Source organism: Petrimonas mucosa (assembly GCF_900095795.1).
Classification (GTDB): Bacteria; Bacteroidota; Bacteroidia; order Bacteroidales; family Dysgonomonadaceae; genus Petrimonas; species Petrimonas mucosa.
The window spans coordinates 2,807,041-2,832,611 of the sequence record NZ_LT608328.1 but is presented as its reverse complement, the minus strand read 5'-3'; the positions used below and the strand labels follow the sequence as shown (position 1 = coordinate 2,832,611).

The 25,571-nt window shown below is 48.9% G+C and carries 18 protein-coding genes, 2 tRNA genes and 3 rRNA genes; 9 read left to right on the top strand and 14 right to left on the bottom strand.

Going from position 1 to position 25,571, the window contains the following annotated elements; translation table 11 throughout:
- Positions 1-117: 117 nt before the first annotated feature.
- Entirely contained in the window at positions 118-906 is a 789-nt protein-coding gene (locus ING2E5A_RS11245; RefSeq protein WP_071137469.1) for an SDR family oxidoreductase, read from the top strand.
- On the opposite strand, the gene ING2E5A_RS11240 is transcribed toward ING2E5A_RS11245, so the two are convergent.
- From ING2E5A_RS11240 to ING2E5A_RS11220, 5 genes are read right to left on the bottom strand one after another with little or no spacing between them, the layout of a single operon-like run.
- Positions 903-1,793 (bottom strand): DUF72 domain-containing protein, encoded by an 891-nt coding sequence (locus tag ING2E5A_RS11240; protein WP_071137468.1) that lies wholly within the window; start codon positions 1,791-1,793, stop codon positions 903-905. The genes ING2E5A_RS11245 and ING2E5A_RS11240 overlap by 4 nt on opposite strands.
- 21 nt (positions 1,794-1,814) lie before the next feature.
- Complete coding sequence (hemH, locus tag ING2E5A_RS11235) at positions 1,815-2,780, bottom strand: ferrochelatase (protein ID WP_071137467.1); 966 nt, start codon at positions 2,778-2,780, stop codon at positions 1,815-1,817.
- 35 nt (positions 2,781-2,815) lie between these two features.
- The gene (locus tag ING2E5A_RS11230) at positions 2,816-3,850 is read right to left on the bottom strand and encodes a type I phosphomannose isomerase catalytic subunit (protein WP_083373324.1); all 1,035 of its coding nucleotides are present in this window, start codon (positions 3,848-3,850) and stop codon (positions 2,816-2,818) included.
- A 46-nt stretch (positions 3,851-3,896) separates the two neighbouring features.
- Complete coding sequence (locus tag ING2E5A_RS11225; RefSeq protein WP_071137466.1) at positions 3,897-5,903, bottom strand: alpha amylase C-terminal domain-containing protein; 2,007 nt, start codon at positions 5,901-5,903, stop codon at positions 3,897-3,899.
- Positions 5,904-5,924: 21 nt separating this feature from the next.
- Complete coding sequence (locus ING2E5A_RS11220; RefSeq protein ID WP_071137465.1) at positions 5,925-6,374, bottom strand: YhcH/YjgK/YiaL family protein; 450 nt, start codon at positions 6,372-6,374, stop codon at positions 5,925-5,927.
- A 138-nt stretch (positions 6,375-6,512) separates the two neighbouring features.
- On the opposite strand from ING2E5A_RS11220, the gene ING2E5A_RS11215 reads away from it, so the two are divergent.
- The 8 genes from ING2E5A_RS11215 to ltrA all read left to right on the top strand — a co-directional run bounded on the left by ING2E5A_RS11215 (position 6,513) and on the right by ltrA (position 15,697).
- On the top strand, positions 6,513-7,949 hold the full coding sequence (locus tag ING2E5A_RS11215) for a PDZ domain-containing protein (protein WP_071137464.1): 1,437 nt from the start codon (positions 6,513-6,515) through the stop codon (positions 7,947-7,949).
- Positions 7,950-8,466: 517 nt separating this feature from the next.
- Positions 8,467-9,995, top strand: a 16S ribosomal RNA gene (locus ING2E5A_RS11210).
- A 244-nt stretch (positions 9,996-10,239) separates the two neighbouring features.
- Positions 10,240-10,313, top strand: a tRNA-Ile gene (locus ING2E5A_RS11205).
- Between the two features lie 27 nt (positions 10,314-10,340).
- Positions 10,341-10,414: transfer RNA gene (locus tag ING2E5A_RS11200), tRNA-Ala, on the top strand.
- Between the two features lie 65 nt (positions 10,415-10,479).
- On the top strand, positions 10,480-10,635 hold the full coding sequence (locus ING2E5A_RS15390; RefSeq protein WP_154670011.1) for a hypothetical protein: 156 nt from the start codon (positions 10,480-10,482) through the stop codon (positions 10,633-10,635).
- Between the two features lie 104 nt (positions 10,636-10,739).
- Positions 10,740-13,634: ribosomal RNA gene (locus ING2E5A_RS11195) — 23S ribosomal RNA — on the top strand.
- Between the two features lie 120 nt (positions 13,635-13,754).
- Positions 13,755-13,864, top strand: a 5S ribosomal RNA gene (rrf, locus tag ING2E5A_RS11190).
- The 16S, 23S and 5S rRNA genes sit together here with 2 tRNA genes alongside, the layout of an rRNA operon.
- A 438-nt stretch (positions 13,865-14,302) precedes the next feature.
- A complete protein-coding gene (gene ltrA, locus ING2E5A_RS11185; protein WP_154669989.1) occupies positions 14,303-15,697 on the top strand; it encodes a group II intron reverse transcriptase/maturase in 1,395 nt (464 codons plus the stop codon).
- A 206-nt stretch (positions 15,698-15,903) separates the two neighbouring features.
- Here the strand turns inward: ltrA and ING2E5A_RS11180 are convergent, their stop codons facing one another.
- The 9 genes from ING2E5A_RS11180 to ING2E5A_RS11140 all read right to left on the bottom strand — a co-directional run bounded on the left by ING2E5A_RS11180 (position 15,904) and on the right by ING2E5A_RS11140 (position 25,559).
- Complete coding sequence (locus ING2E5A_RS11180) at positions 15,904-18,117, bottom strand: tetratricopeptide repeat protein (protein ID WP_071137463.1); 2,214 nt, start codon at positions 18,115-18,117, stop codon at positions 15,904-15,906.
- Positions 18,114-18,974 (bottom strand): hypothetical protein, encoded by an 861-nt coding sequence (locus tag ING2E5A_RS11175; RefSeq protein WP_071137462.1) that lies wholly within the window; start codon positions 18,972-18,974, stop codon positions 18,114-18,116. Before ING2E5A_RS11175 ends, ING2E5A_RS11180 begins: the two co-directional genes overlap by 4 nt.
- Positions 18,975-19,063: 89 nt before the next feature.
- A complete protein-coding gene (locus tag ING2E5A_RS11170; protein ID WP_071137461.1) occupies positions 19,064-19,906 on the bottom strand; it encodes a DUF4922 domain-containing protein in 843 nt (280 codons plus the stop codon).
- A 36-nt stretch (positions 19,907-19,942) separates the two neighbouring features.
- Positions 19,943-20,641: a DUF4919 domain-containing protein gene (locus tag ING2E5A_RS11165; RefSeq protein ID WP_071137460.1), complete on the bottom strand. Its 699-nt coding sequence runs from the start codon at positions 20,639-20,641 to the stop codon at positions 19,943-19,945.
- Between the two features lie 47 nt (positions 20,642-20,688).
- Positions 20,689-21,570, bottom strand: a complete 882-nt coding sequence (fabD, locus tag ING2E5A_RS11160) for an ACP S-malonyltransferase (RefSeq protein WP_071137459.1) — start codon at positions 21,568-21,570, stop codon at positions 20,689-20,691.
- Between the two features lie 54 nt (positions 21,571-21,624).
- Positions 21,625-23,280: an AMP-binding protein gene (locus ING2E5A_RS11155; protein ID WP_071137458.1), complete on the bottom strand. Its 1,656-nt coding sequence runs from the start codon at positions 23,278-23,280 to the stop codon at positions 21,625-21,627.
- 42 nt (positions 23,281-23,322) lie between these two features.
- A complete protein-coding gene (locus ING2E5A_RS11150) occupies positions 23,323-23,883 on the bottom strand; it encodes a helix-turn-helix domain-containing protein (protein ID WP_071137457.1) in 561 nt (186 codons plus the stop codon).
- A 60-nt stretch (positions 23,884-23,943) separates the two neighbouring features.
- A complete protein-coding gene (gene zupT / locus ING2E5A_RS11145) occupies positions 23,944-24,741 on the bottom strand; it encodes a zinc transporter ZupT (protein ID WP_071137456.1) in 798 nt (265 codons plus the stop codon).
- Positions 24,742-24,764: 23 nt separating this feature from the next.
- On the bottom strand, positions 24,765-25,559 hold the full coding sequence (locus ING2E5A_RS11140; RefSeq protein ID WP_071137455.1) for an inositol monophosphatase family protein: 795 nt from the start codon (positions 25,557-25,559) through the stop codon (positions 24,765-24,767).
- Positions 25,560-25,571: the final 12 nt, after the last annotated feature.

Sequence of the window (25,571 nt, the reverse complement as noted above, 5' to 3'; positions counted from 1 at the left end):
CGGTTGTAATTATCCTTTTTTTGAGGTGCAAAGATACGAAAAATAGCTGTTTTTTGTTTATTGAACCTGAAATATAAAACAAGATTGATGCTTCTGCGTTATTAAGAAAAAAAGCGTATGGAGTTTGACATTAGAGGTAAGGTGGCCATAGTTGGCGGAAGCAGTAAAGGATTGGGCAAGGCGTGCGCCGTAGCGTTGGCAAAAGAGGGTGTGAATATTGTCTTGTGTGCCCGTCAGGAGGAGGCATTGCAGGGAGCCAAAACAGAGATAGAGGCGTTGGGTGTTGAAGTGTTGGCCCTGTCGGTCGACATGGCATCGGAGGATGACAACCAACGGATTATTGATGAGACTCTCCGTAGGTTCGGGCGTATCGATATATTGATCAACAATTCCGGAGGACCCAAACCGGGTACTTTCAGGGAGATTACCCTGAGCGATCTGGACGAAGCCTACCAATCGGTCTTGAAGTACAATATCCGGATGATTCAGGGTTGCCTCACCTACATGGAGAGGAACGGGTGGGGCAGAATCGTGAACATCACATCCATCACTGTGAAGGAGCCTGCTCCCAATATGGTCCTTTCGAATATTTTCCGCTCGGCAGTGGTCAGTTACGCCAAGACAATCAGCAAGGAGATAATATCCAAGGGAATCACCATCAATAATGTGTCGCCGGGTTACTTCAAGACCGACCGGGTTACGCAGTTGATGAAAGTGCGTGCCGAGGCCGAGGGTATCTCCATGGCCGATTATGAGCAGATGGCCATTCTCGATTTTCCTCACAAGCGTTATATGGATCCGCAGGAGCTGGGCAGTTTGGTCTGTTTCCTCTGTTCGGAACAGGGCCGATCAATCAATGGAACTACCATCCAGGTCGACGGGGGGTTGCTAAGCGGATTATTTTAGGAGAATAAAATCTGGCCTCCAGCCGTTTGAGGGACATGCAGGCCGAGGTTGAGCCTTTGGTTCAGTTTTTTTATGAGGTATGCGGAGAGAAGGGGAGAGGAGACCTCTACGTTTTGATGCACAAAAAAGTTGAGCTGCCGTAACCCTTTCCCGTACCACTTTTCAATGCGATCGACCCACCCGTCGATCCGCTTAAGATCAATCTCATCCACGTTGCATCCCACAAAACGGATAAAGGCATTGGGGGTGGTCAACCGCATGTGCAACATATCGCGCCGTCCGGCCGTGTCCACAATGACATTGGATATCTTCCGCCCTTCCAGGAAATTGCAGTAGTCGTTCCAGACGGCCTTGTCTGAAAACCACTCCCGGCCACGCACCTCCACTGCCAGCGGAATAACTTCCGGAAAACTTGCGATAAAAGCTTTCAGTTTGTCATATCTTTTGGGTCCGAAATTTTCATGCAGCTGAAGGAAGCAACAGCCCAACTTCTCCTCGAAGTGTGCAATGGCATCGCAGTAAGCTGTTGTCAGATCCTCAACATTTTCCAGTCGTCTCGTGTGACTGATGACCTGGTTGATTTTCGGGAAGAATCTGAACCCGTCGGGCGTCCTGTTTTTCCACTTCACCACCTGGTCGGCTTTAGGCATGTTATAAAAGAGGGAGTTCATCTCGATGGAGTTGAATTGTTGTGAATAATAGGTCAATTCATCTTTGGTCCCTCTCGGATAAAACCCTTTCAGGTCGTTCCTGCCCCATTTGGCACAACCAACAAAAGCAGTGAATCCGCCTCCCGATGCATTGGCCAGGATTCTCCCGGTACCCGTATCATCGGCGGGAATTCCAAAATCGATGCCATCCGTATCGTCTACTCTTCCATATTTCATACTGCCGGTCGTAGTGCCTTTCTACACTCCCAAGGTTATTTTCCAGATCGCCTCGATCCAATCATCCGAGTAGTTCAGCGAGGGCACGAAGACAAACTTCTCGCCCCCCGCTTTCATGAAGATTTCACGGGCCTGGATGTCGATGTCGAACAACGTTTCCAGATTATCCACAGGAAAGCCTGGAGCGATTACCGCCACTCTCTTCCAACCTAGTCGCGGCAAATCGGCGATATCCGTAACCAGGAAAGGCTTCAGCCAATTGTTGCCGCGTTGTGATGCATAAAGGAGCAGCGTGTATTGCAACGGGATCTTGATCTTCTCGCAAAACAACCGGTTGGTCTCTTTCACCTGATAGACATAATCGAACTCTTTCCCCTTTTTCCACGCTGCCTCTACCTGATCGACCGGTAAACTGTGGTAGCTGAATACCAGCTTGTCGATATCTTCCAGGTAAGGCGCGGCGTTTTTGACAAGCGCATTTATAAACGCGGGGTGATTGAAATAGGGCTCTACCAGCTTTAACCGGTATGAGTGTGCCCGTTTGTAGAAAATACGTCCGATTTCGTCGATGGTTGTTTGTGTTGTGGACTGAGCATAATGCGGATAGAGAGGAAATATTATCACTTCGTGGATGAGCGGGCACCTCTTTTCAAGTCTCTTCAATCCCTGTTCAATCGTCGGTTCACCATACCTCATGGCAATCTCTACAGGAATATTCTTTTTCTCCTCCAACGATTGTGCGAGCTTTTGCATATTGTAGATCAGGGGCGAAATCAGAGGCTCCTCCTTCCGCCAGATTTGACGGTATTTATTTAACGATCTGCCTGACGAAAAAGGAGCAATAATTTTTCTCGCCAGAAAACGGGAGATCCACTCCGGCATACCGGTGATGAGCGGATCACTGAGCATGTCGCCCATAAATTTTCCTACAGCCGTTTTGCTGCAGACCGCGGGTGTTCCAATATTTACCAACAGAATCCCTTTCATTCAGCTCGGGGGTTACATGTTTCGGGTGTTGAATATCACTCTACAAATGTTTCTAACAATTTTGAGTTCTTGCCGGGGATAATATGGAGCGATCCGGTGTCGGCCGGGATCAGGACACTCTCACCCTGTTCAACGGTAAGCGAGTTTCCCTTGTTATCTTTCAACATGCAGTCTCCCTGTATGCATATATAGATCACAAATGAGTCGATCTCCTCGTAGTTCCGTTCTATCGGGCGATCTATCTCCAGCAGGGTAGTCGTGAAATATTCACATGATGCCAGTTGTACCGGCTGGTTCGGAGCTGCCGTGTATTGGGTCCGGTAATCATTGAAAAGACGGTAGTCGATGGCATCCTTTGCCAGTTCAGTGTGCAGTTCCCGGGTGTTACCCTCTGCATCTTTTCTGTTATAGTCGTAGATGCGGTATGTAATATTCGATGTTTGCTGAATCTCGGCAATGAAACATCCTGCACCGATGGCATGGACCCTGCCAGCAGGCAGGAAAAAGACATCTCCCGGTTTTACTTCATATTTCTGTAGCTTATCGGTAAAGGTGTTGTTCGCTACGGTTTCCACATACTCGTCTGGTGTGATCCGGGAGGAAAAACCGGAATAGAGATATGCGTCGGATGTTGCATTGATCACGTACCACATTTCGGTTTTCCCGAAGGAGTTGTGCCGTTTCATTGCAAGCTCATCGTTCGGATGAACCTGAATGGAGAGGTCGTCACGTGCGTCGATAAACTTGATCAGGAGCGGGAAGGTATCGCCAAATCTGTCGTATACCTTTTTTCCTACCAGCTGCTCCTTGAAGATCCGCAGCACTTCGTCGATCGGTTTTCCTGCCAGTTCTCCGTTATCGATAACTGAAATGTTACCCTCAACACCCGATATTTCCCAGCTTTCACCGATACCTTCCTGTACCGGGCTGATCTTTTTAAATTTGCAGATATCTGATCCGCCCCAGATCAACGACTTGAGAATGGGTTTGAACTTCAACGGATATAGGGAGCACCCCTCTTTCCCCTTCAGGGATTGGCTGTTGTGTGGTTTATGTTCGGTAGTATTCATATTTTTTTTATAACAGTTTGCAATTTCAAGTTTCGCCGGGAAGAGGCTAAAGCCTCTTCAGTACAAGAGCAGAACGGGCTGGCAGGTATATCCTGATCCACCCTTTGCCCTCATTGGCATATAACGGATCGCGGTGGGTAAAATGATGAACGGTGTCATCGTTCAGCCCGAAACCGCCAAATTCAGGATTGTCGGTGTTGAGCACGATGCCATATTCGCCCTCGGGCACCAACATGCCGTAGTCGCTAAACGATTTTATCGGATTAAAGTTGAAGACAAACAACAATTTTTCCCGCATATAGGCCAAGACGTTGTCGCTCTCTTTTTCCCAGATCTTCACTACGGGAGTAAGCTGGAAATCTGGAACTGATTTGATGAGACCGATCATTGCTCTGTCGAAGTCGCTCAGATAGTGATACTTGAGATTTTGGTCGTCAGCCAGCTGCCACTGGCGGCGGGCATATTTATGCGACCAGTTATTCCCTTCACGCGGAAAGTCGATCCATTCTGGATGACCGAACTCGTTCCCCATAAAATTGAGGTACCCGCCGTTAATGGTAGTAGCTGTAACCAGCCGTATCATCTTATGCAGAGCCATGCCGCGGTCTACCCGGTATGAACTCTCCATCAGTTTCGACATGTACCAGTACATGTCGGAATCAATCAGTCTGAATATGATTGTCTTGTCTCCAACCAATGCCTGATCGTGGCTCTCCACGTAAGATATTGTCTTCTCATCTAAGCGGCGGTTGGTCATTTCCCACCAGATGGCCGCAGGCGACCACTCCTCATCTTTTCGTTCCTTGATGGTCTTTATCCAGAAGTCGGGGATATTCATTGCCATCCGGTAATCAAAACCGAATCCTCCCGATTCAATTTTTAGTCCCAGTCCCGGCATGCCGCTTACCTCCTCGGCTATGGTGATGGCATTGGGGTTTACCTGGTGGATAAGTTTGTTGGCCAGTGTCAGGTAGCAGATGGCGTCGGAATCCTGGCCACCGTCGTAATAATCGTCATACTTGGTGAAACTCTCACCCAGTCCGTGACTATAGTACAGCATGGAGGTTACTCCGTCGAAGCGGAATCCGTCGAAGCGGTACTCCTCCATCCAGTATTTACAGTTGGAGAGCAGGAAGTGGACAACCTCGTTCTTGCCGTAATCGAAGCAGAATGAGTCCCATAGCGGATGATTCCGGCGGGTGGGATCACTCGGGAAATATTGGTCGTATGTCCCGTCGAAGCGGGCTAACCCCTCACATTCGTTCTTGACCGCATGAGAGTGTACGATATCCATAATCACCGCTATCCCCATTTCGTGTGCCGCATCAATCAATTGACGAAGTTCGTCGGGCGTACCGCAGCGAGACGTAGGTGCGAAGAAGTTGGATACATGATAACCGAATGATCCATAGTAGGGGTGCTCCTGGATAGCCATCAACTGGATTGCGTTGTAGCCGGCCTCCCTGATCCGGGGGAGAACGTTCTCCCTGAACTCATTATAGGTGCCTACTTTCTCCTCAGCTGTAGCCATTCCTACATGACATTCGTAGATAAGCAACGGTGAAGTGTCAGGTTTAAAGTCGGTTATCCTGAAAACATACGGATTGTCGGGCTCCCAGACCTGTGCGCTGAATATGTGTGTCTGTGCATCCTGCACAACCCTCCGGCACCAGGCAGGAATCCGTTCTCCTGATCCCCCTTCCCAGCAGACGAAGAGCTTGTAGAGATCGAGATGGCGGATGGAATCGAGCGGAATCCTTATCTCCCAGACACCGTTTTCCACTCTTGTCAACCGATAAGCCTCCTCACGCTGCCAGTTGTTGAATGTGCCGATCAGGTAAATCTCGGTAGCGTTGGGCGCCCATTCGCGAAAAACCCAACCCGCATCTGTCTTGTGCAGCCCGAAGTATAGATATCCGGTGGCGAAGTCAGACAACCCGATCTTCCCGTTCTGTGTCAACTCCTGCTCTTTTCTTAGAAAGTGGTTGCGCCGCTCTTCAATGCGTTGTCGAAAGGGGCTGAGCCAAGGATCTTTTTTTATGATATCCAACATATGTAGCTGACAGTTATGAAATTATTGGACGGATACCTTCAGAATAACCTTCCGGGTATTACCTTCACCTATTAGCGGTGCATGTGCATCTTCAGGGAAGAAGATAATGAATTGCCCCGGATTGACACGGATATAGGCCGACGGTTCATCATCAAACAGTTGAAAGTCGTTCTGGCTGTCAAACTCCCCCATCGGATCATTCAAGGTCTTCAAGGATCTCCAGCCGAAAATCTCTTCCTTGGCAACAGGAATCTGAATATCGATAAACCTTCTGTGAATTTCCAGTCGCGCTTCGGTTCTGCTCTTCAGGTCGGCCGATACAACCGAGCCTTTCAGGCTGTCGCCCTCGATTTCGAAACTGCCATCCGGCAGATTGCTTGCATCCAGCTGTTTGATAAATTGAAACGCCTTTTCAAACAAGGGGTTCAGGCCTACATAACGGGTCGCATTTTCGATACTATCCAATACCATCTCTATCTCTTGTTTCTTATTGTACAAAGATAGCGGAAATTATGGAGAGTTGATTTCATTTTGTCTCAAAATAAGGTGCCGGCGGTTTCCAATCGAAAAAAAAAACGTATCTTTGTTGTTCGATAAAACAATATTGCAATGAAACGAAGAGTACCAGCATTCATTACACTATTAATACTATCCGTTGCCCTCTATTCTCAAAACGACCAGGTTGTCTGTAACCTGGGATTCACCTTTAAAATAAGCAATAATCCCAATTGGGGTAACAACGAGCCGGTAGTGACCGACATTACCCCCGGTTCACCCGCCGACAAAGCCGGTCTGAAGGTGAATGACATCATACTCGAAGTGAACGGCAACGGCACCTATCTGAAGCCTGCACACACCATCATGTCGTGGTTCATGGAGAGACCTTCGGAGATGTCGATCGCCATACGTAACTTCGAGGCATCTTTCAAACCGATGCAGATTGCCAAGGATTGCCGGTTGAAAAACGCATTGAACGAGACGCAGCTGGCTCCGGTATTTGCCTTTTACAGCCTGGAAGATGTTCAGGAAAGAAAATTTACCATTCCGGTAAGAACAGTAATCAACCCGGATGCCGATTTCTTCAATTACCGTACTTACGACTTTGTCCCTTCCGATGACTCCTCACAGGAGTTGGACGAACGTATCAACTCAATCTTCGTAAGGGCTTTGTCCAAACTTGGGCTCAAACGTGACAGCAACGATCCCGACTTCCTCATTCAGACCTTCTACAGTTTTCAAGGCAATCCGATGTACAAAGCAGACTCCCCGACACGTGGCACCTATTCAGGAACATGGCGGTACGATCTCCGAAACAACCGGATGGTAAAGATTCCCGTGTTCGACCCTGTTCAACCGGTAAGAATTGAGGATGTGATGTTCGACCTGGAGTTCGGATACCGTTTTTATGACAGGAAGTTTACAGAACCAGGCAAGCCGATGCTGGTATGGGAGAGCGAGGTTAAGGAGAAACTGAGCGATACATACGGTCTATTGGATTACCTGGAGATGAATCTGCCCCTGATATTGCTGAAGTTCCCCAATCCAGGCAGTCCGGATAAGGCTACTTACCGTGTAAACCATCTGCGATATAACTATACGGGAATCAGTTACGATCTGAATGATCTGAAGACGGTGGTTTCTGTCGATGCCGGATCTCCTGCCGCCCGTGCCGGAATCAGGCCGGGGGATGTTGTCTTGAGAATTCAGGGTCACAGTTTCAACCATGATGCAGCATCGCTCACTGCCAGCTATCGGCGCTTTATTGCCGAGACGATGAAATATCGCGATCCTGCTACAAAATATACCGACTCTAACGGGTTTCAGAACGCCATGTATTGGGATATTCTCCATTATAATAATGTATCGCGCGAGTTAAACGACAAGAAGAGATACAAGGCGGGCTTCTCTTATCTGTTCAATTTCAATCAGTATATCGATTGGAGTACTCCGGACATGCTGGATATCGAGATTGAAAGAAGCGGCGAGAAGCTCTCGTTTCAGGTTAAGCCGGTTTTAACCCGACACTCCCGGGTATTGGTGGAATAGCTCTGTTTTTAGGCATCTTAGCTATTTGAGGGGTAAAAAAATCGAGAAAAAATCGAGAAAAATTTTGGCGATAAGAAAATATGCACTATCTTTGTAGCCCTTTCGCAATAGTCGAAGGGGTTTGTTATCGAGTTAACAAACAAAATTGAAATTGTGAGGTTGTAGAAGCAGCTGAAAATTGGTTGAAAAAATATTTTTCAAAAAAATTCAGATTTTGTTTTGCTAATTCAAAAATAGTTTCTACCTTTGCATCCGCTTTCCGAAAGCAACGAGTAATCGGGAGCGACACAGACGATCTTTGAAAGTTTTTCATATACGTTTTAGAAAAGACAAGCAGTATATTTACAAGATATATTGGTACCCGTTCAATTTAAGAACAAGGAATGAAATAGATTCGTGAATCGAGGGTTTGGGGATCACCGATTTTTTCGGGTTGCGTTGTTTTTACCGTTACTACTTGCCGCCATTTCCGTTTACCGGGATAATCGGGCGATAGTTCTGGACAAATAACAACTATACAACGAAGAGTTTGATCCTGGCTCAGGATGAACGCTAGCGATAGGCCTAACACATGCAAGTCGAGGGGCAGCACATGAGTAGCAATACGATGGTGGCGACCGGCGCACGGGTGAGTAACACGTATGCAACCTACCTCTAACAGGGGGATAACCCGTTGAAAGACGGACTAATACCCCATAATACAGGGGCTCCGCATGGAGATATTTGTTAAAGATTTTATCGGTTAGAGATGGGCATGCGTTCCATTAGCTAGTTGGTGAGGTAACGGCTCACCAAGGCGACGATGGATAGGGGAACTGAGAGGTTTATCCCCCACACTGGAACTGAGACACGGTCCAGACTCCTACGGGAGGCAGCAGTGAGGAATATTGGTCAATGGAGGCAACTCTGAACCAGCCAAGTCGCGTGAAGGATGAAGGTCTTATGGATTGTAAACTTCTTTTGCAGGGGAATAAATAGCGGTACGTGTACCGTTTTGCATGTACCCTGCGAATAAGGATCGGCTAACTCCGTGCCAGCAGCCGCGGTAATACGGAGGATCCGAGCGTTATCCGGATTTATTGGGTTTAAAGGGTGCGCAGGCGGGAGATTAAGTCGGCGGTGAAATTTTGCAGCTCAACTGTAAAAGTGCCTTCGATACTGGTTTCCTTGAGTGTGGATGAAGTAGGCGGAATTTGTGGTGTAGCGGTGAAATGCTTAGATATCACGAGGAACTCCGATTGCGCAGGCAGCTTACTAAACCACTACTGACGCTCAGGCACGAAGGCGTGGGGATCAAACAGGATTAGATACCCTGGTAGTCCACGCAGTAAACGATGATTACTGGCTGTTTGCGATACAATGTAAGCGGCTGAGCGAAAGCGTTAAGTAATCCACCTGGGGAGTACGTTCGCAAGAATGAAACTCAAAGGAATTGACGGGGGCCCGCACAAGCGGAGGAACATGTGGTTTAATTCGATGATACGCGAGGAACCTTACCCGGGCTTGAAATGCGGTGGACCGGCGGAGAGATCCGCCTTCCCTTCGGGGCCACCGTGTAGGTGCTGCATGGTTGTCGTCAGCTCGTGCCGTGAGGTGTCGGCTTAAGTGCCATAACGAGCGCAACCCTCATCATTAGTTACTAACAGGTAAAGCTGAGGACTCTAGTGAGACTGCCATCGTAAGATGCGAGGAAGGTGGGGATGACGTCAAATCAGCACGGCCCTTACGTCCGGGGCGACACACGTGTTACAATGGGTGGTACAAAGGGCAGCTACCTGGCGACAGGATGCCAATCCCCAAAACCACTCTCAGTTCGGATCGGAGTCTGCAACTCGACTCCGTGAAGCTGGATTCGCTAGTAATCGCGCATCAGCCACGGCGCGGTGAATACGTTCCCGGGCCTTGTACACACCGCCCGTCAAGCCATGGAAGCCGGGGGTACCTGAAGTCCGTAACCGCAAGGAGCGGCCTAGGGTAAAACTGGTGACTGGGGCTAAGTCGTAACAAGGTAGCCGTACCGGAAGGTGCGGCTGGAACACCTCCTTTCTGGAGAACATTGCCTGTCCGGACACGGTCCGGCGACAGGGAGGTATGAATGACCCGACGGACCTTCACGGTCCTGGTCTTCAGACGCTCGTTCACGTTTTTTTCATTACAACGGGGTACCGCTGCGATATCTTTTCAAGAAGCGTATATAAAAATATATACTCACCGGGCAGAACCGTGAGCACGGAGGCCGGGTCTAGATCCGCCTTCAGATGCGGTCATCGGCCGACACTGCAACCAGCACAGTCCTATAGCTCAGTTGGTTAGAGCGCTACACTGATAATGTAGAGGTCGGCAGTTCAACTCTGCCTGGGACTACTAAAAGGGTCAGGAGTAATGGAAACCGGGGGATTAGCTCAGCTGGCTAGAGCACCTGCTTTGCACGCAGGGGGTCAACGGTTCGAATCCGTTATTCTCCACCTGGTAGAAAAAAATGGGTACGGCATGCGAGCCGCGCCAGTAGAAGCGAAAACAGTTTTTTTGGATGATGTTTGACATGTCCGTCGGGGACAGGTCCTGTGCAGGAATCAGCGCGATTCTCCCTTTCAGGGTGTTGCGCCATTGCGGGGCCGGCGGTTCGAGACCGTATCAGACAACAGTCGGCATGCCTTGTGGCATTCCGGGACGATCTTTGACATGATGAATTGAAAGTAAGAAGAGCAAGAAAATAGTAAGTAACAAAAAGCCAAGTATTTATCAAGCCCTGCTACCGTCAATGACGGTACAGTCGGCACAAATACGGAAAATAAAGTAGTTAAGGGCACATGGGGGATGCCTAGGCTCTGGAAGGCGATGAAGGACGTGATAAGCTGCGATAAGCTGCGGGGATTGGCAAATACGAATTGATCCGCAGATTTCCGAATGGGGCAACCCGGTACGGGAAGACCGTACCATTCCATGCATATGGAAGGCGAACGCGGGGAACTGAAACATCTAAGTACCCGTAGGAGAAGAAAACAATAGTGATTCCCGGAGTAGTGGCGAGCGAAACGGGAGAAGCCCAAACCGATGCTGTTTCGGCAGTATCGGGGTTGTAGGACTGAGTGGTGGCAAGAAACCAATGAAGCGGAAGCATCTGGAAAGTTGCATCGTAGAGGGTGATAATCCCGTACGCGAATCGTTGGCGAAGTCTATCAGTATCCTGAGTAGCGCGGGACACGTGAAATCCTGTGTGAAACCGGCGGGACCATCCGCCAAGGCTAAATACTCTCCAGAGACCGATAGTGAACCAGTACCGTGAGGGAAAGGTGAAAAGAACCTCGAACAGAGGAGTGAAATAGACCCTGAAACCATGTGCTTGCAAGCGGTCGGAGCCCCTTAGAGGGGTGACGGCGTGCCTTTTGCATAATGAACCTACGAGTTACTCTTGTTGGCAAGGTTAAGCGCAATGATGCGTGTCAGCCGCAGCGAAAGCGAGTCCGAACAGGGCGCACAGTCAGCAGGAGTAGACGCGAAACCAAGTGATCTACCCTTGAGCAGGCTGAAGTTTTGGTAACACAACATGGAGGGCCGAACCGGTAAACGTTGAAAAGTTTTCGGATGACTTGAGGGTAGGGGTGAAAGGCTAATCAAACTTGGAGATAGCTCGTACTCCCCGAAATGCATTTAGGTGCAGCCTCGGATCATGAGCTTACATGAGGTAGAGCTACTGATTGGATGCGAGGGCTTCGCCGCCTATCAAGTCCAGACAAACTCCGAATGCGTGTAAGTGATCTCCGGGAGTGAGGGCGCGGGTGCTAAGGTCCGTGTCCGAGAGAGGAACAACTCAGACCATCAGCTAAGGTCCCCAAATATGTGCTAAGTTGCATTAAACGAAGTTCTGCCGCAGCGACAGCTAGGATGTTGGCTTGGAAGCAGCCATTCATTTAAAGAGTGCGTAACAGCTCACTAGTCGAGTGGCGGAGCGTGGATAATAATCGGGCATAAGCACATTACCGAAGCTATGGAATTCTAATGAATTGGTAGGGGAGCATTCCTGTCGGCGTTGAAGGCGTACCGGAAGGTATTCTGGAGCGTCAGGAAAAGCAAATGTAGGTATAAGTAACGACAAAGGGGGCGGGAAACCCCCTCGCCGAAAGACTAAGGTTTCCTGATCAACGCTAATCGGATCAGGGTTAGTCGGGGCCTAAGGATAAGCCTAGAGGCGATTCCGATGGAAGAAACGGTTAATATTCCGTTACTGCTTTGACAAGTTAAGTGGGGACGCAGGAGTGACACCGCTGCCATCTGACGGAATAGATGGTTGAAGGGAGTAGGTGTTGAAGGATGTAGGCAAATCCGCATCCTGAGCCGAACCTGAAAGTATGGCAAGTCTTCGGATGAGCCAATAATGCGGGTAAGCAGACTGCCGAGAAAATCCGCTAAGCGTTAATTGTCAACGCACCCGTACCGCAAACCGACACAGGTAGTTGGGTTGAAAATACTAAGGCGCTCGAGTGATTCACGGTTAAGGAACTAGGCAAAATAGTCCTGTAACTTCGGGAGAAAGGACGCCCGCAGCAATGCGGGCCGCAGAGAATAGATTCTGGCGACTGTTTAACAAAAACACATGGCTATGCGAATTCGAAAGAAGCTGTATATGGCCTGACACCTGCCCGGTGCTGGAAGGTTAAGAGGAGATGTCATCGCAAGAGAAGCATTGAATTGAAGCCCCAGTAAACGGCGGCCGTAACTATAACGGTCCTAAGGTAGCGAAATTCCTTGTCGGGTAAGTTCCGACCTGCACGAATGGTGTAACGATCAGAATACTGTCTCGACCGTGAGCTCGGTGAAATTGTAGTATCGGTGAAGATGCCGATTACCCGCGATGGGACGAAAAGACCCCGTGAACCTTTACTATAGCTTTACATTGAGTTTGGGCATTTGATGTGTAGGATAGGCCGGAGGCAGTGAAGCGGTGACGCCAGTCATCGTGGAGCCGACGTTGAAATACGGCCCTTCGGGTGTTTGAATTCTAACTCCGCGATGCGGAGGACACTGTATGGTGGGTAGTTTGACTGGGGTGGTCGCCTCCAAAAGAGTAACGGAGGCTTCTAAAGGTGCGCTCGGGACGATTGGTAACCGTTCTTAATGAGTGTAATGGCATAAGCGCGCTTGACTGGGAGACTCACAAGTCGATCAGGTAGGAAACTAGAGCATAGTGATCCGGTGGTTTCAGAATGGAATGGCCATCGCTCAAAGGATAAAAGGTACTCCGGGGATAACAGGCTGATCATTCCCAAGAGCTCATATCGACGGAATGGTTTGGCACCTCGATGTCGGCTCGTCACATCCTGGGGCTGGAGAAGGTCCCAAGGGTTGGGCTGTTCGCCCATTAAAGTGGCACGCGAGCTGGGTTCAGAACGTCGTGAGACAGTTCGGTCTCTATCTATCGTGGGCGTTAGAGATTTGAGAGGCCCCGACACTAGTACGAGAGGACCGTGTTGGACAGACCTCTGGTCTACCGGTTGTGGCGCCAGCTGCATTGCCGGGTAGCTAAGTCTGGGCAAGGATAAGTGCTGAAAGCATCTAAGCACGAAGCCTACCTCAAGATGAGATCTCTTTTAAGGGTGGTTGTAGACTACGACCTTGATAGGCTGCAGGTGGAAGTGCGGTAACGTATGTAGCCGAGCAGTACTAATTGCCCGTAAGCTTTATTTTCGTGCAGAGGCACGGGTTTGATAAATGCGGTTTTGGTGACTTTTCTGCCAGTATTGATCTTTTTACTTTTCATCGTGTCAATTCCTACATGGCGGGCAGCAATGCCTGCCGTAATCGAATTAAGGTGGTTGTAGCGTTGGGGATCCACCTCTTCCCATTCCGAACAGAGAAGTTAAGCCCAATAGCGCCGATGGTACTGCATCATGTGGGAGAGTAGGTAGCCGCCGTCCTTATCGAAAGCCCCCGATAGAAATATCGGGGGCTTTTTGTTTGCTATGCATGTTCATTATCTATAGGGTTAAAGTCCCGAGCGGGCTTATTTTGGCGAGAACCGTTAGTTGATGGCAAGGGTGTTACCGCGAGGTATAACCTGAAAGAAGCCTAAAACAAAAGTTGGTACTAACGAACAGAAACTGCATACTAAGGCTTACCCGGGGGGTAATGTGGCAATAAACACAGACGCCCTAAAGCCGTCCGTAACCCGGGGTAGTAAATGCAGTAGTATTAACAGGAAGATAATGCACTTAACGTAGGAGGTCTCTAACCCGAAAGGGGCAGAGAAGTCAGCAGAGGCCATAGTACCGCTATAAATATTGAGTAACGTCAATACAGGGAAGGGCTGAATTTTCAATTAAGGAGCAGTTATTTTGTAAATTGTAACGACCATTATGAACCCAGGTAAACACGGGAACTTACAGATGAGTCTTTTTGACGAATGGGAGCGTGGCCAAAAGGTGAAGGGGACTGACGTATTCAGTTCAGGAAGCGGTTTGGTACGGGACGAGTGGTTGTCAGGTTGCAAAGAGGAACGAGCCTTAACCCAAGATTTAATGAGTGATATAACGGACTTAAAGAATCTTGATGCCGCATTGCGGCAAGTAATCAGTAACAGGGGAAGTGCGGGCATTGACGGGATGACCGTTGACGAACTTAGAGATTGGCTTAACAGCCACCACCGAGAACTTCAACGCCAGTTAATGACAGGCACATACCAAGTTACGGCAGTTAAAGAGGTATTAATCCCGAAGCCTGATGGCGGGAAACGCCAACTGGGTATTCCCACGGTCAAAGATCGCTTGGTACAACAAGCGATAAGCCAAGTACTGTCGAAACGTTATGACCCTATATTCTCCGAATACAGCTACGGTTTTCGTCCACGGCGTAACGCTCATCAAGCATTACGTAAAGCGGGCGAATACGTGGCCGAAGGAAAGGATTGGGTTATCGACATAGACTTGGCAAAATTCTTTGACGAGGTGAATCACGACCGATTGCTTTGGCAGTTAAGTACTCGCGTTGGTGACAAGCGCGTACTTAAGTTGATAGGTAAATTTCTTCGAGCAGGAATGCTAATCGGGGGGATGGCCAATCAACGGGTGAAAGGGACACCGCAAGGCAGCCCACTATCACCCCTGTTGTCGAATATCGTCTTAGACGAACTGGACAAGGAGTTAGAGCGGAGAGGACACTGCTTTGTACGCTACGCCGATGATATTATCATAATGGTCGGAAGCGAACCAGCCGCGGAGCGATCGATGCAAAGCCTCTCCAAGTTTATCGAAAATCGGATGCGATTAAGAATAAACAAGGAAAAGAGCCATATCGTCCGTCCTCATCAACTCAATTATCTCGGTCATACTATCTTAAAAGGCGGGAGTTTAGGATTAAGCCGAAAGAGCGAACAACGCTTCAAGGCGAAACTAAAATCGCTTACCAAACGCAACAGGGGCATTAGCTTCGATCAGTTAATAAGCGAGCTAAATCCCGTTCTACGAGGCTGGCTAAACTACTTCAAGCACGCAAAGATGAAAAGTCGTCTTCGCAACCTTGAAGCTTGGCTTCGTCGTAGATTAAGATGCTATCGTTTAAAACAATGCAAACGGGCGTTGGGCATAGCCAGGTTCTTGACCAAGTTGGGCGTTCCTTGGAACCGGAGCTGGACAACGGCGGGAAGTTCTAAGGGATGGTTTAGACTGTCAATGACCCACGCTGCACACGAGGGAATGAACCTTGAATGGTTCAAGAAAACGGGACTTTACAGTTTAACGGCCAATTACGGTTAAACATTGAAGAAACCGCCTAATACGAGAGACGTACGTTGGGTGGTGTGAGAGGATAGCAGAGTTAGGAGTAATTACCTATCTTTGCATCCTACTCGATTTTGACATAACAGAGGATAATCTTCAATTTACTGGATAAAAAGAGAAAGAGACTCTCTCATCAGAAGAAGCCTCTCACAAGAATACCTGTAACAGTTATTTAGGAGCGATCATGTATCGTACCTTACTTTGTCGAGGATGATGGGGAGAATCTCCATATTAACCCCGGCTTCCCGAAGCTCGTCGAGATCCTCATCAAACAGCGTTTGAAAAGTGGAGAGGCTGCCTGCCGATCTCACCGCCTGAACGTAGAGTTCTACCGCTTTTTTTGTGTTTAGGAGACAAAGCTCCACATGCCCGGCATTCAGATAGTCATGGGTGTTGGGCCTGTTTTCAATTATCTGCGCATAGTAACGCTGGGCTACATCGAACTTGCGCGACAGAAATGCGCACCAGGCAATGGAGCGCCAGGCCCGGGTATTGTCGTGACTCAACAGATCCACCTTGAAGTAATAGTTCAGTGCCTCGGCGTACTGGTCTAGTTCCAGGTAACAATGGCCAATATTAAGCTGAATATTGAGGTCGTCAGGCGTCAATTGTTCCAGCCGGCGATAATAGTGCAATGCACTTTCCGGCTCTTTCAACAGGCGATAACAATGGGCAATGCGACGCAACACCCAAGTGTTGTTCTCGTCCATCAGATCAGCCTTCAGGTAGGCGTCGAGCCCCTTTTTTACCATGCCCAGCATCTGGTAGCAGTAGCCGATCTTCTGCCAGGTTTCGTTGGTTGCACTTCCCATCCCTGTCAGCATCAGATAGGCATCGGCCGCCTCCCTGAAGTTGTTTTTCTCAAAATAATAGAGGGCTATTCGTTCGAGGTTCGCCGTACGCTGAACAACCGGGTATAACGGTTGAAGACGGTGGTAATCGAGGGGGGCGCTAAAGATATCAACGAAGTCGTTTCTCCTCTGGAAAAGTTTAAAGAAACGGTAGAGATCCTGGATATACTGCTTGCAGATGGTCTCCTCCTGTTGATTTGGATTAAGCAGTAGCTCCTCTTCTGTCATCTTTTTCAGTTCATCGCTTTCCGCACCCAGCTGCGTTGCCATCATGTTGCGGTATTGTTCCGGCATAAGCATGAGACTGAAGCAAAACGAGTATTTGTCGGAATTGCAGATCATCGTCGTATTGAGCAGGGTTGATAGCAGGTTGTCGTCCTCCGGTCTTTCCGAAAAGAATGAATGAAGTGAACTGTGGCGCTTATCGAATGGCAGGAACCAGTTGCTCATCTCGTTGAAGAACGGGTAGTTCTTCAGGTTGGAGAAAGTGGAATGGAAGACATCCGCGCCACCTAACTGCATGTCGGCAAACTCCTGCAGTTTGTCGGTCAATCCTGCCTCGTCCAAAATTTTCTGCCACTCGGGATTCTTCTCCTCCAGCCCGCTTTCACCCATCCACTCCTCCAGATTAATCTTTTTACCGATCATCGGACTCAGTTTCATCATCCCGGGAAGGATCTCCTCGGTAAGTTTTTTTGTGATCTTTTCCGTCTCGTGAGCCTGGATAAATTGAATGATAACCGAAACGAGCCGGCGCGAGAAGATCGCGTCATCCGCCATGACCGACAACCTGCCGGTAATTTCGGGATAATGGATCCACCGCTTTTTGTACTCCCTTAAGACCGGAACTATCCCAACGACGGCACGTAATGCAATCTCCGATTCCGGGTGATAGCAACTTTCCAGCAGAAAATCGAACTTTTTCGGATCGAAACGTTGCAGCAGATTCATTGTAAGGGCTGAAATCAACATGCATTTGACACTGGTCGGGATAAGCGTATGGGAAGTAAAATCACGGTAGGCTTTTACCTCTTCGTCTGTTGCCCTTGGCGATGAGAAGAGACTGTAAAAGAGATCCTGTACGGTCTCCTCCTGTTTGATGCTGTTCTGGTGGAGACGGCTCTTTTTCTCCTCACCCTCCGGCATCAGTTCGATGATGGCAGAGGTATCTACCAGCTGACAGATGATATCGCGGTATTCATTCAGTGACAAAGGTTGCCTGATATTGGCTATTCTTGCCTTTTCGAAAAAAAGAGCGGAGCTGTTGCGGATTTGCCACTGTTCCGACAGATCGTCGGCCAGCAGATATATGCCGCGAACCAGACGGGAGTATATTTTCTGCTGATCAGGATCCTTCTTCCCTTCAACCAGGTAGTGGATCATATACCGGTAGTTGGTCTCCAGCTCGGATATCTTCTCTGCTGCCGACCAGTTCTGTAGGGCGGCTGCCCACGACTTCAAGGTGTCAAAAGCATCCTTTAGCCTGTTATTTTCAACATGATCCAGTACAGCAGCATATATCTTTGAGGTTTCGTTCGGGTTCATTTGAGTGCCTGTTTGCTATCTTTGATAATCAAGACCGAAGGAAGATGGGATGTCCATGAGAGTGGCGAACCGATCAGCTTTTCCCAACCGTTGAACCCGATAATCATCAGATCCTGCTGCTGGATGAAGTCGAGTTCGATCTTTTTGTTGTTGTCCCATAGCTTCACCTCTCCATCCGTTTTCTTTACGATAAACTGAAAAAGTTTCTGAAACTTCGGATCACTCTCCATAAGGCCGATGGCATCCCATATGGTCACCGTCACATCAGGGTTTTTTGCCAACTGGTAGAGATAGGGGAATACATAGGCATCCTCCTGATATAAAAGGGGGACAAATATCCGGTTACCATCTCTATAGTTGTTGTCGAGGAATATGCCTATTGAAAGCCGGTTTCGTGCAAGCAGCGAGGAGAAATCCAGCTCTGACATGCTGCTGCTCTCTTTCAACTGGAGGTACTTGTGCCAGAGTGCGGGATTGAAGAGGGAGCTGCCTATCCCAAGCAACACCAGATTGCAGTCGTATTCCTCGGCGGTACGCAATATCTCTTCCACATAATTTTCAGACTCCTTCACAAATGTTCGGATCGAGAGTCTATTCGCTTCGGCCGATGGGATGATGCCGGAAAAAAGTTCAGTTTTGTATCTGTTTTCGTCCTCGATATCTCTGGCCTGCTCCTTGTCGATCAGGTTCAACAGGGTGACGGACGACTTGTCCGGCCTGAACCGGGCCATCCTGCTTATCAATGCGCCCAGAGCCTTTCCCGTTGTCACTTTTGAAAAGCAGATAAGGGCATTGACAGGCTTTTTCAGTTCATTTTCTCCTTCGATCCGCTTAAGTAGAATATCGACAAATTCCATACCAATCTTTTTAGTTGTTTAGAGCAGAAAACAGAACAGCAAGAGTTGGGACCAGCCGGTAACCCACAGGTAGTAAACGACGGATTAACTTAAATTATGGGCATTGATACCTGGGAATAGATATCTTCAATCACTTCTTTTCCTATCTTATTGAAATCCTCTTCGCGAGCCGTAATAATCAGTCCGGCCATATCGATGGCGCCCGGACTGACGAGCAGCTGCCGTTTGCCCGTTTCGTAGAATTGACGCGGGCGGTGAGCTTTACGTGGAAAAACATGCAGCATGTAGCGATTGCTTTCCACAAAAGCAATGAGATTGAACAACGGCTCCTCCTCATCGGGTTGACGGCTGTGCAGGTATTGATAAACGTCCTCGAAGCGCTCTTCTACCTCCTGTTTAGAGGAGCTTTCGATAATCAGGCAGGAACGGAGCTCGTTCTCCCCGGTCATCAAAATAGGCGCTTTCAGTCCTGCCTGCAGATGAAAATGGTCGGGTGCCGATGCACCGCATTTCGGACCGTTGTAAAATACAATGTAGTCGGGTAGCAGTTCGGCGAGTGTAAGCATATCGCCAGTTTTTCTCCGGATACGTTGCGGAACATGCGAATGGATGGCTACTGTTAGATGATTCCGCAGGATCGGAAAAGGATTGATCAGTATAATATATTTATCGAGGAAAGGTATCCCCGATTGGATTTTTGGACGGTTCTTCCCGCACAGGAAACAGGGACGCTCTTCTATACTGCTATTGTCCACCTGAGACGATACCGATTCAATACGTGACGGATTGAACTGGACATTCACGTTGAGCCCGCTTCCCCAATTGAACTCTTTTACCTTCAGCCGATCAAGCTGTTCGATAGAGCTTTTCAACTCTGTCCAGTCTCTTTGTTGTTCAATGAACAGCCGGTCGATTTTTTGTTGAAGATGCATGATGCAGTTGTTTGAGTGACAATGGGAAGAGTGAAACTAAATCTTTCCGCTTCCCTTCCGTTTGATATATTCGAATGTAGGTGAAATATCGAAGTAAAGCTTATCCACTCCAAACCGGTTGGGAGCAAGAGTCAGGGAGTTGCAGTTGCAATTTCTCTCGATCTTGTCCTCTCCGCCGAACTTGAATCCAAGGAATCCCAGCAGATCATATTCGTGTGATACTTTTATCACGTAATAGGGAGTGGATTTCGACATTCCGTCACCCGTACTGATGATTGCCTGCTGGACGATGTTTCTTTGCTTAGCCGTCCTGCGATATGCCTCCACGTTGTTCTTTTGTGCGAAAACCAACAATTTGGCGTTGAGAGCACGCATATTGAAGGGATCTTCTTTGAGCAGCGCTTCTGCGTATTGCAGCACCTCCTCATAATCCTGGTCGGAGAAATATTGCTTGTTCAAAACGGTAGCCATCCGGGTATTGTATTGAGATGTGTCTGCAGGGTTGTATGACGGTTGAAATACATAGCCGAAATAGAGGTGTCTCTTCTCATCTATCGTCATGGTGGAGTCTCCCATCCTGTAGCGTTCCATCAGTACTTCGTAATTGAGATGTGAGGAACTGTTGTTGATGTTTTTCTCAATCGACTTGTAATCGGGTGCAGTTGGCTCGTCATATTGAGCGGAAAGAGTAATACTGCAGCAGATAAGCAGGGCGAGAATCGCGATTTTTTTCATTTTCAAACTTATTGATCTATAGTGCGACAAATCTATTCTTATATTGGTTATTGTTTTCCAGAAACGGTGACGCTGTTGTCAATCTTGGAGACCAGTCCTTGCAGCACGTTGCCGGGACCAAGCTCCACAAACTCGGTGGCTCCGTCGGCAATCATCTGCTGAACCGATTGGGTCCATTTTACCGGAGCGGTCAGTTGAGCCACAAGATTTGCCTTTATCACCTTCGGGTCGGTTTCGCCAACTGTAGAGACGTTCTGATAAATCGGACAACCAGGTTTGAAGAAGGTGGTTGCGGCAATCGCCTCCGACAATTCTTCGCGGGCGGGTTCCATGAGCGGCGAGTGGAACGCACCTCCCACTTTTAATGGGAGTGCTCTCTTGGCTCCGGCTTCCTTCATCTTTGCACAGGCAAGCTCGATACCTTTCATCGATCCGGAAATCACAATTTGTCCCGGGCAGTTGTAGTTGGCCGGTACCACCACCTCGTCGATTCCTGCGCAGATCTCCTCTACCTTGTCGTCCGGCAGGCCCAGGATGGCTGCCATGGTGGATGGATTCTTCTCACATGCTTTCTGCATGGCGAGAGCCCGTTTATAGACCAGTTTCAATCCATCTTCGAACGATAATGCGCCGGCTGCCACCAGTGCGGAAAACTCTCCCAGTGAATGGCCGGCAGCCATGTCGGGAGTAAACTCGTCACCCATGCTTTTTGCCAGAATGACTGAATGGAGAAAGATTGACGGTTGTGTGACCCTGGTCTGACGGAGATCCTCTTCACTCCCCTCGAACATCAGGTCGGTAATCCTGAAACCCAGGATCTCGTTGGCCTGTTCAAACAACTCTTTTGCCAGTGGCAATGTATCGTATAACGCTTTTCCCATGCCGACAAATTGTGCACCTTGTCCGGGAAATAGATATGCTCGTTTCATAAATTCTATTTTCTATTTTTCTGTTTAACGTTTCAATTGTTCTTTTGTTTGGGATCAGTTCCGCTTTTCCCTGATCTCCACCCGCCGGATCTTTCCGCTGATGGTTTTGGGCAGTTCATTGACAAATTCAATGATCCGCGGATACTTATAGGGTGCGGTCACTTTTTTCACATGCTCCTGAATGTCGCGTTTCAGTTCGTCGGATGCCTTCTCCTTGTATTGAGGCGCCAGAACGATGGTGGCCTTGATCACCTGGCCGCGGATCTCGTCGGGAACACCGGTGATGGCGCACTCCACTACAGCGGGATGGGTCATGACTGCACTCTCTACCTCAAATGGACCGATGCGGTATCCCGAGCTTTTGATGATATCGTCCTTCCGGCCTACAAACCAGTAGTACCCATCTTCGTCGCGCCAGGCCATATCGCCGGTATGGTAGAGGTTGTCGGCATAGACACTGCGCGTAAGCTCTTCATCGCGATAATATCCCATGAACAGGGATAGGGGACGGCCCCCGTCGGTACGGAAAACAATTTCACCCTGTTCGCCATCCTCGGCAGAGCGGCCGTCGTGCGTGAGCAGATCCATCTTGTAGAGCGGATTGGGCACACCCATTGAGCCGGGTTTGGGTTCGATCCAAGGAAAGGTGACGACAGTGGGTGCCGTTTCGGTCTGACCGAACGCTTCCATCATCTTAATACCCGTTTTTCGGTAGAAGGTCTCAAAGACCGACGGATTGAGTGCCTCCCCTGCAGTGGTGCAGTATTCCAGTGCCGACAGATCATACTTCTCCAGCTCTTCGCGGATAAGGAACCTGAAAATGGTTGGCGGAGCACAGAGTGAGGTTACACGATACTTTGAAATCACCTCCAGGACATCGGCCGGGATAAATCGCCCCTCAAAATCGTAGACAAATACGCATGCCCCCACAATCCACTGTCCGTACAGTTTCCCCCACACGGCTTTTGCCCATCCGGTATCGGCCAGCGTGAGATGTATACTGTTCTCGTGCAGGTTGTGCCAGAATTTCGCGGTGGTGATATGACCTAGGGGATAGGTGAAATCATGAATGACCATTTTGGGTTGTCCTGTCGTGCCCGACGTAAAGTAGAGGAGCATGATCTCCCCATTTGATGTACCCTCTGCCGGACGGACAAATTCCGGAGCCTGTTCCACACCTTTACTGAAATCGATCCACCCTTCGGGAATGGTATCCCCGATCACGATACGGTATTTTACCGAGGGGGAGGAGGCCATGGAGCGGTTGACATGATCAACCAGGTTGTCGTCGTATGTGGCGATTATCGCCTTGATATCGGCCGCGTTGGCGCGGTAGATGATGTCTTTGTCGGTAAGTAGGTGTGTGGCGGGAATGGCTACGGCCCCAATCTTGTGCAAGGCCAGTATGGTATACCAGAACTCGATGTTCCGTTTCAGTATCAACATCACCATGTCGCCTTTCCGGATACCCAGATCGAGAAGAAACGATGCTGTCTTGTCGGACAGCTCCTTTAATTCGGAGAAACTCATATCCCGATGCTGACCCTTGTCGTTTGTCCAGCACAATGCCCGTTTGAGAGGGGCCCTCTTTGCCCACTCATCCACTATATCGTAGGCAAAATTGAAATTCTCGGGGACACGAATCTCATAGTTCTCTACAAAATCCTGATGCGACTTGAATGAGGTTTGCTTTAAAAATCGTTCTAACATAAGATGTTGTTTCCCTTAAATTTGTTTGCTTGCGTGTCGCTTTTACGGTTCGATTACCACAGCCAGAAATTTCACAGCCTTGTTGTTCAACGCCTTCATTCCGTGAGGAAGTGAAGAGTCGAAATAGATGCTGTCGCCTTCGTTCAAGGTGATATTCTTGCCGTTGTGGTGGAACAGGAGGCTCCCCTCGAGCACCATGTTGAACTCCTGACCCGGATGGATGTTCAGGAAAAAATCGGAATCCGTGGACTTGGGCTCGACGGTTACAATGAAAATATCGGCGATGTTGTGGGTAAATCCTGCCGTCAACGACTGGTACTTATATGCGGCGACACGTTCGACGGCGAGCCCCTGATCCTTGCGTGTTACGAAGTAGGAGCTCATCTTCGGTTCGGTTCCGAACATCAGTGTGGCCAGATCCACGTTGAACTCCTTTTCGATCCGTTTGAGAAGTGAGATTGAGATGTCACCCTCTCCCTGTTCGTAAGCCAGGTATGCGCCTGTTTCCAGCTCAAGTTGTTGGGCCATCTCATCGGGTGTGAGATCGAGAGCGTCGCGCAACCCCTTTATGCGTTCCCCGATTGCTTTAATGTCGGTTGTCATATTCTCCTGATGTTAACTGGTAAGCAAAGATAGTCATAAGTTTTGATGTCGCAGGCAAAATCAGATAAAGAGATAGAGGCTGATTGCCATAATCACCATTCCGGTAACCAGACCGATGATAGAGAGGTGATGCTTCCCGTACTTTTCGGCACTTGGAAGCAATTCATCCAGCGATATGTAGATCATTACTCCGGCAATTATGGCCAGAATAAGTGCATCGAGCACCGGGTTCCAGAACCTGATCAGGAAGAAGTAGGCGATAATGGCTCCTATCGGTTCAGCCAGCCCCGACGAGAAGGAAAGCCAGAATGCTTTTTTTCTGCTTCCCGTGGCGTGATAGATGGGCACGGCCACTGCGATCCCTTCCGGAATATTGTGGATGGCTATGGCTACGGTGATCGGTATGGCCACCTCCAGCGAGTTGACCGCTGTCATGAATGTGGCAATTCCTTCGGGAAAGTTGTGGATTCCTATGGTGAGCGCGGTAATGATACCGGTGTGCCTTAGCCGCTGAGTATCTCGCTTCATCTCTTCCACGCCGTGCATCTCGTGCGGATTGCTCGACTTGGGTACAAGCAAGTCGATAAGTGCGATAAAGGCGATTCCGCCAAAGAGAGCCAGGAAGGTATAGAGGTTTGCTCTCTTCTCACCGAATGTTTCGGTTAGCATATTGAGTGAGCTGGGCAGCATCTCCATAAATGAGACGTAGATCATTACCCCGGCCGACAAACCCAATGCGATACTCAGAAAATTGGTGTTGGTGCGTTTGGCGATCAGGGAAATCAAGCTCCCGATACCGGTTGAGAGACCAGCAAAGAGCGTTAGAAGAAATGCGGTAGTAACAACTTGACTTTCCATTCAATATTATTATAGATTTCGGGTTATTTTCTGCCGTAATTGATGATCTTTTCCATTATCTCCTGATGAATCTTTCCGTTGCTGGCTACCAACTCCTTGTTGAAGAGATAGTCGCTCCCCCCGGAAAAGTCGGTACATCTACCTCCGGCACACTCCAGGATAAAGGTTCCGGCAGCCACATCCCAAGGCGACAGGCCCGAATGGAAATAGGCATCGCTCCTTCCGCAGGCTACGTAACAGATCTCAATGGCTGCCGATCCTTTTATCCGGAAGCTGCATTTGCGGTACTGTTCCGCTGCATTCCTGAGTATCTGCTCTCCCTGTTCATCCATCGAGTAGGGGATGCCAAACCCGATATATCCGTTGGTGAGGGTTGGCTGCGAGCTGGTTCTGACCGGTTGTCCGTTGAGTGTGGCATCCCCTCTGCTGCATGCCGAAAAGAGTTCGTCGGCAACAGGATCATATACAACACCCAGAATGGTTCTGAGGTCTTTCATCAGGGCAATACTTACCGAAAAGGGGGTGTCGCCATGAACGTAGTTAGTGGTTCCGTCCAGCGGATCAATGATCCATGTATAACGTCCGTCGGCATACTCAACAGTACCCTCTTCAGTGAGGAAGGTGGCATCGGGGATGAGCCCGTCCAACTTTTCCACCACCATTCTTTCAGCCTCGGTATCGATATGCGTCACGAAGTTTCGTGTGCCTTTCAATTCGATATCCGATTGGCGCAGCGCCGACTGTTGCTCTTTCAGAAAACTGCCCGCGATACGGGCAATCTCTTCAACGTTGCTACGAAGCTTGTCAATATCAATCATGCTTGTTCTTCT

What these genes read in the sequence shown, in the direction of transcription:
- ING2E5A_RS11225 (WP_071137466.1), bottom strand. Translation starts at nt 5,903, where the DNA reads ATGTTGGATATCATAAAAAAAGATCCTTGGCTCAGCCCCTTTCGACAA.
- fabD (WP_071137459.1), bottom strand. Translation starts at nt 21,570, where the DNA reads ATGAAACGAGCATATCTATTTCCCGGACAAGGTGCACAATTTGTCGGC.
- ING2E5A_RS11215 (WP_071137464.1), top strand. Translation starts at nt 6,513, where the DNA reads ATGAAACGAAGAGTACCAGCATTCATTACACTATTAATACTATCCGTT.
- ING2E5A_RS11140 (WP_071137455.1), bottom strand. Translation starts at nt 25,559, where the DNA reads ATGATTGATATTGACAAGCTTCGTAGCAACGTTGAAGAGATTGCCCGT.
- ING2E5A_RS11165 (WP_071137460.1), bottom strand. Translation starts at nt 20,641, where the DNA reads ATGAAAAAAATCGCGATTCTCGCCCTGCTTATCTGCTGCAGTATTACT.
- ING2E5A_RS11230 (WP_083373324.1), bottom strand. Translation starts at nt 3,850, where the DNA reads ATGAATACTACCGAACATAAACCACACAACAGCCAATCCCTGAAGGGG.
- ING2E5A_RS11155 (WP_071137458.1), bottom strand. Translation starts at nt 23,280, where the DNA reads ATGTTAGAACGATTTTTAAAGCAAACCTCATTCAAGTCGCATCAGGAT.
- ING2E5A_RS11220 (WP_071137465.1), bottom strand. Translation starts at nt 6,374, where the DNA reads ATGGTATTGGATAGTATCGAAAATGCGACCCGTTATGTAGGCCTGAAC.
- ING2E5A_RS11170 (WP_071137461.1), bottom strand. Translation starts at nt 19,906, where the DNA reads ATGCATCTTCAACAAAAAATCGACCGGCTGTTCATTGAACAACAAAGA.
- hemH (WP_071137467.1), bottom strand. Translation starts at nt 2,780, where the DNA reads ATGAAAGGGATTCTGTTGGTAAATATTGGAACACCCGCGGTCTGCAGC.
- ING2E5A_RS11240 (WP_071137468.1), bottom strand. Translation starts at nt 1,793, where the DNA reads ATGAAATATGGAAGAGTAGACGATACGGATGGCATCGATTTTGGAATT.
- ING2E5A_RS11180 (WP_071137463.1), bottom strand. Translation starts at nt 18,117, where the DNA reads ATGAACCCGAACGAAACCTCAAAGATATATGCTGCTGTACTGGATCAT.
- ltrA (WP_154669989.1), top strand. Translation starts at nt 14,303, where the DNA reads ATGAACCCAGGTAAACACGGGAACTTACAGATGAGTCTTTTTGACGAA.
- ING2E5A_RS11245 (WP_071137469.1), top strand. Translation starts at nt 118, where the DNA reads ATGGAGTTTGACATTAGAGGTAAGGTGGCCATAGTTGGCGGAAGCAGT.
- ING2E5A_RS11150 (WP_071137457.1), bottom strand. Translation starts at nt 23,883, where the DNA reads ATGACAACCGACATTAAAGCAATCGGGGAACGCATAAAGGGGTTGCGC.
- ING2E5A_RS15390 (WP_154670011.1), top strand. Translation starts at nt 10,480, where the DNA reads ATGATGTTTGACATGTCCGTCGGGGACAGGTCCTGTGCAGGAATCAGC.
- zupT (WP_071137456.1), bottom strand. Translation starts at nt 24,741, where the DNA reads ATGGAAAGTCAAGTTGTTACTACCGCATTTCTTCTAACGCTCTTTGCT.
- ING2E5A_RS11175 (WP_071137462.1), bottom strand. Translation starts at nt 18,974, where the DNA reads ATGGAATTTGTCGATATTCTACTTAAGCGGATCGAAGGAGAAAATGAA.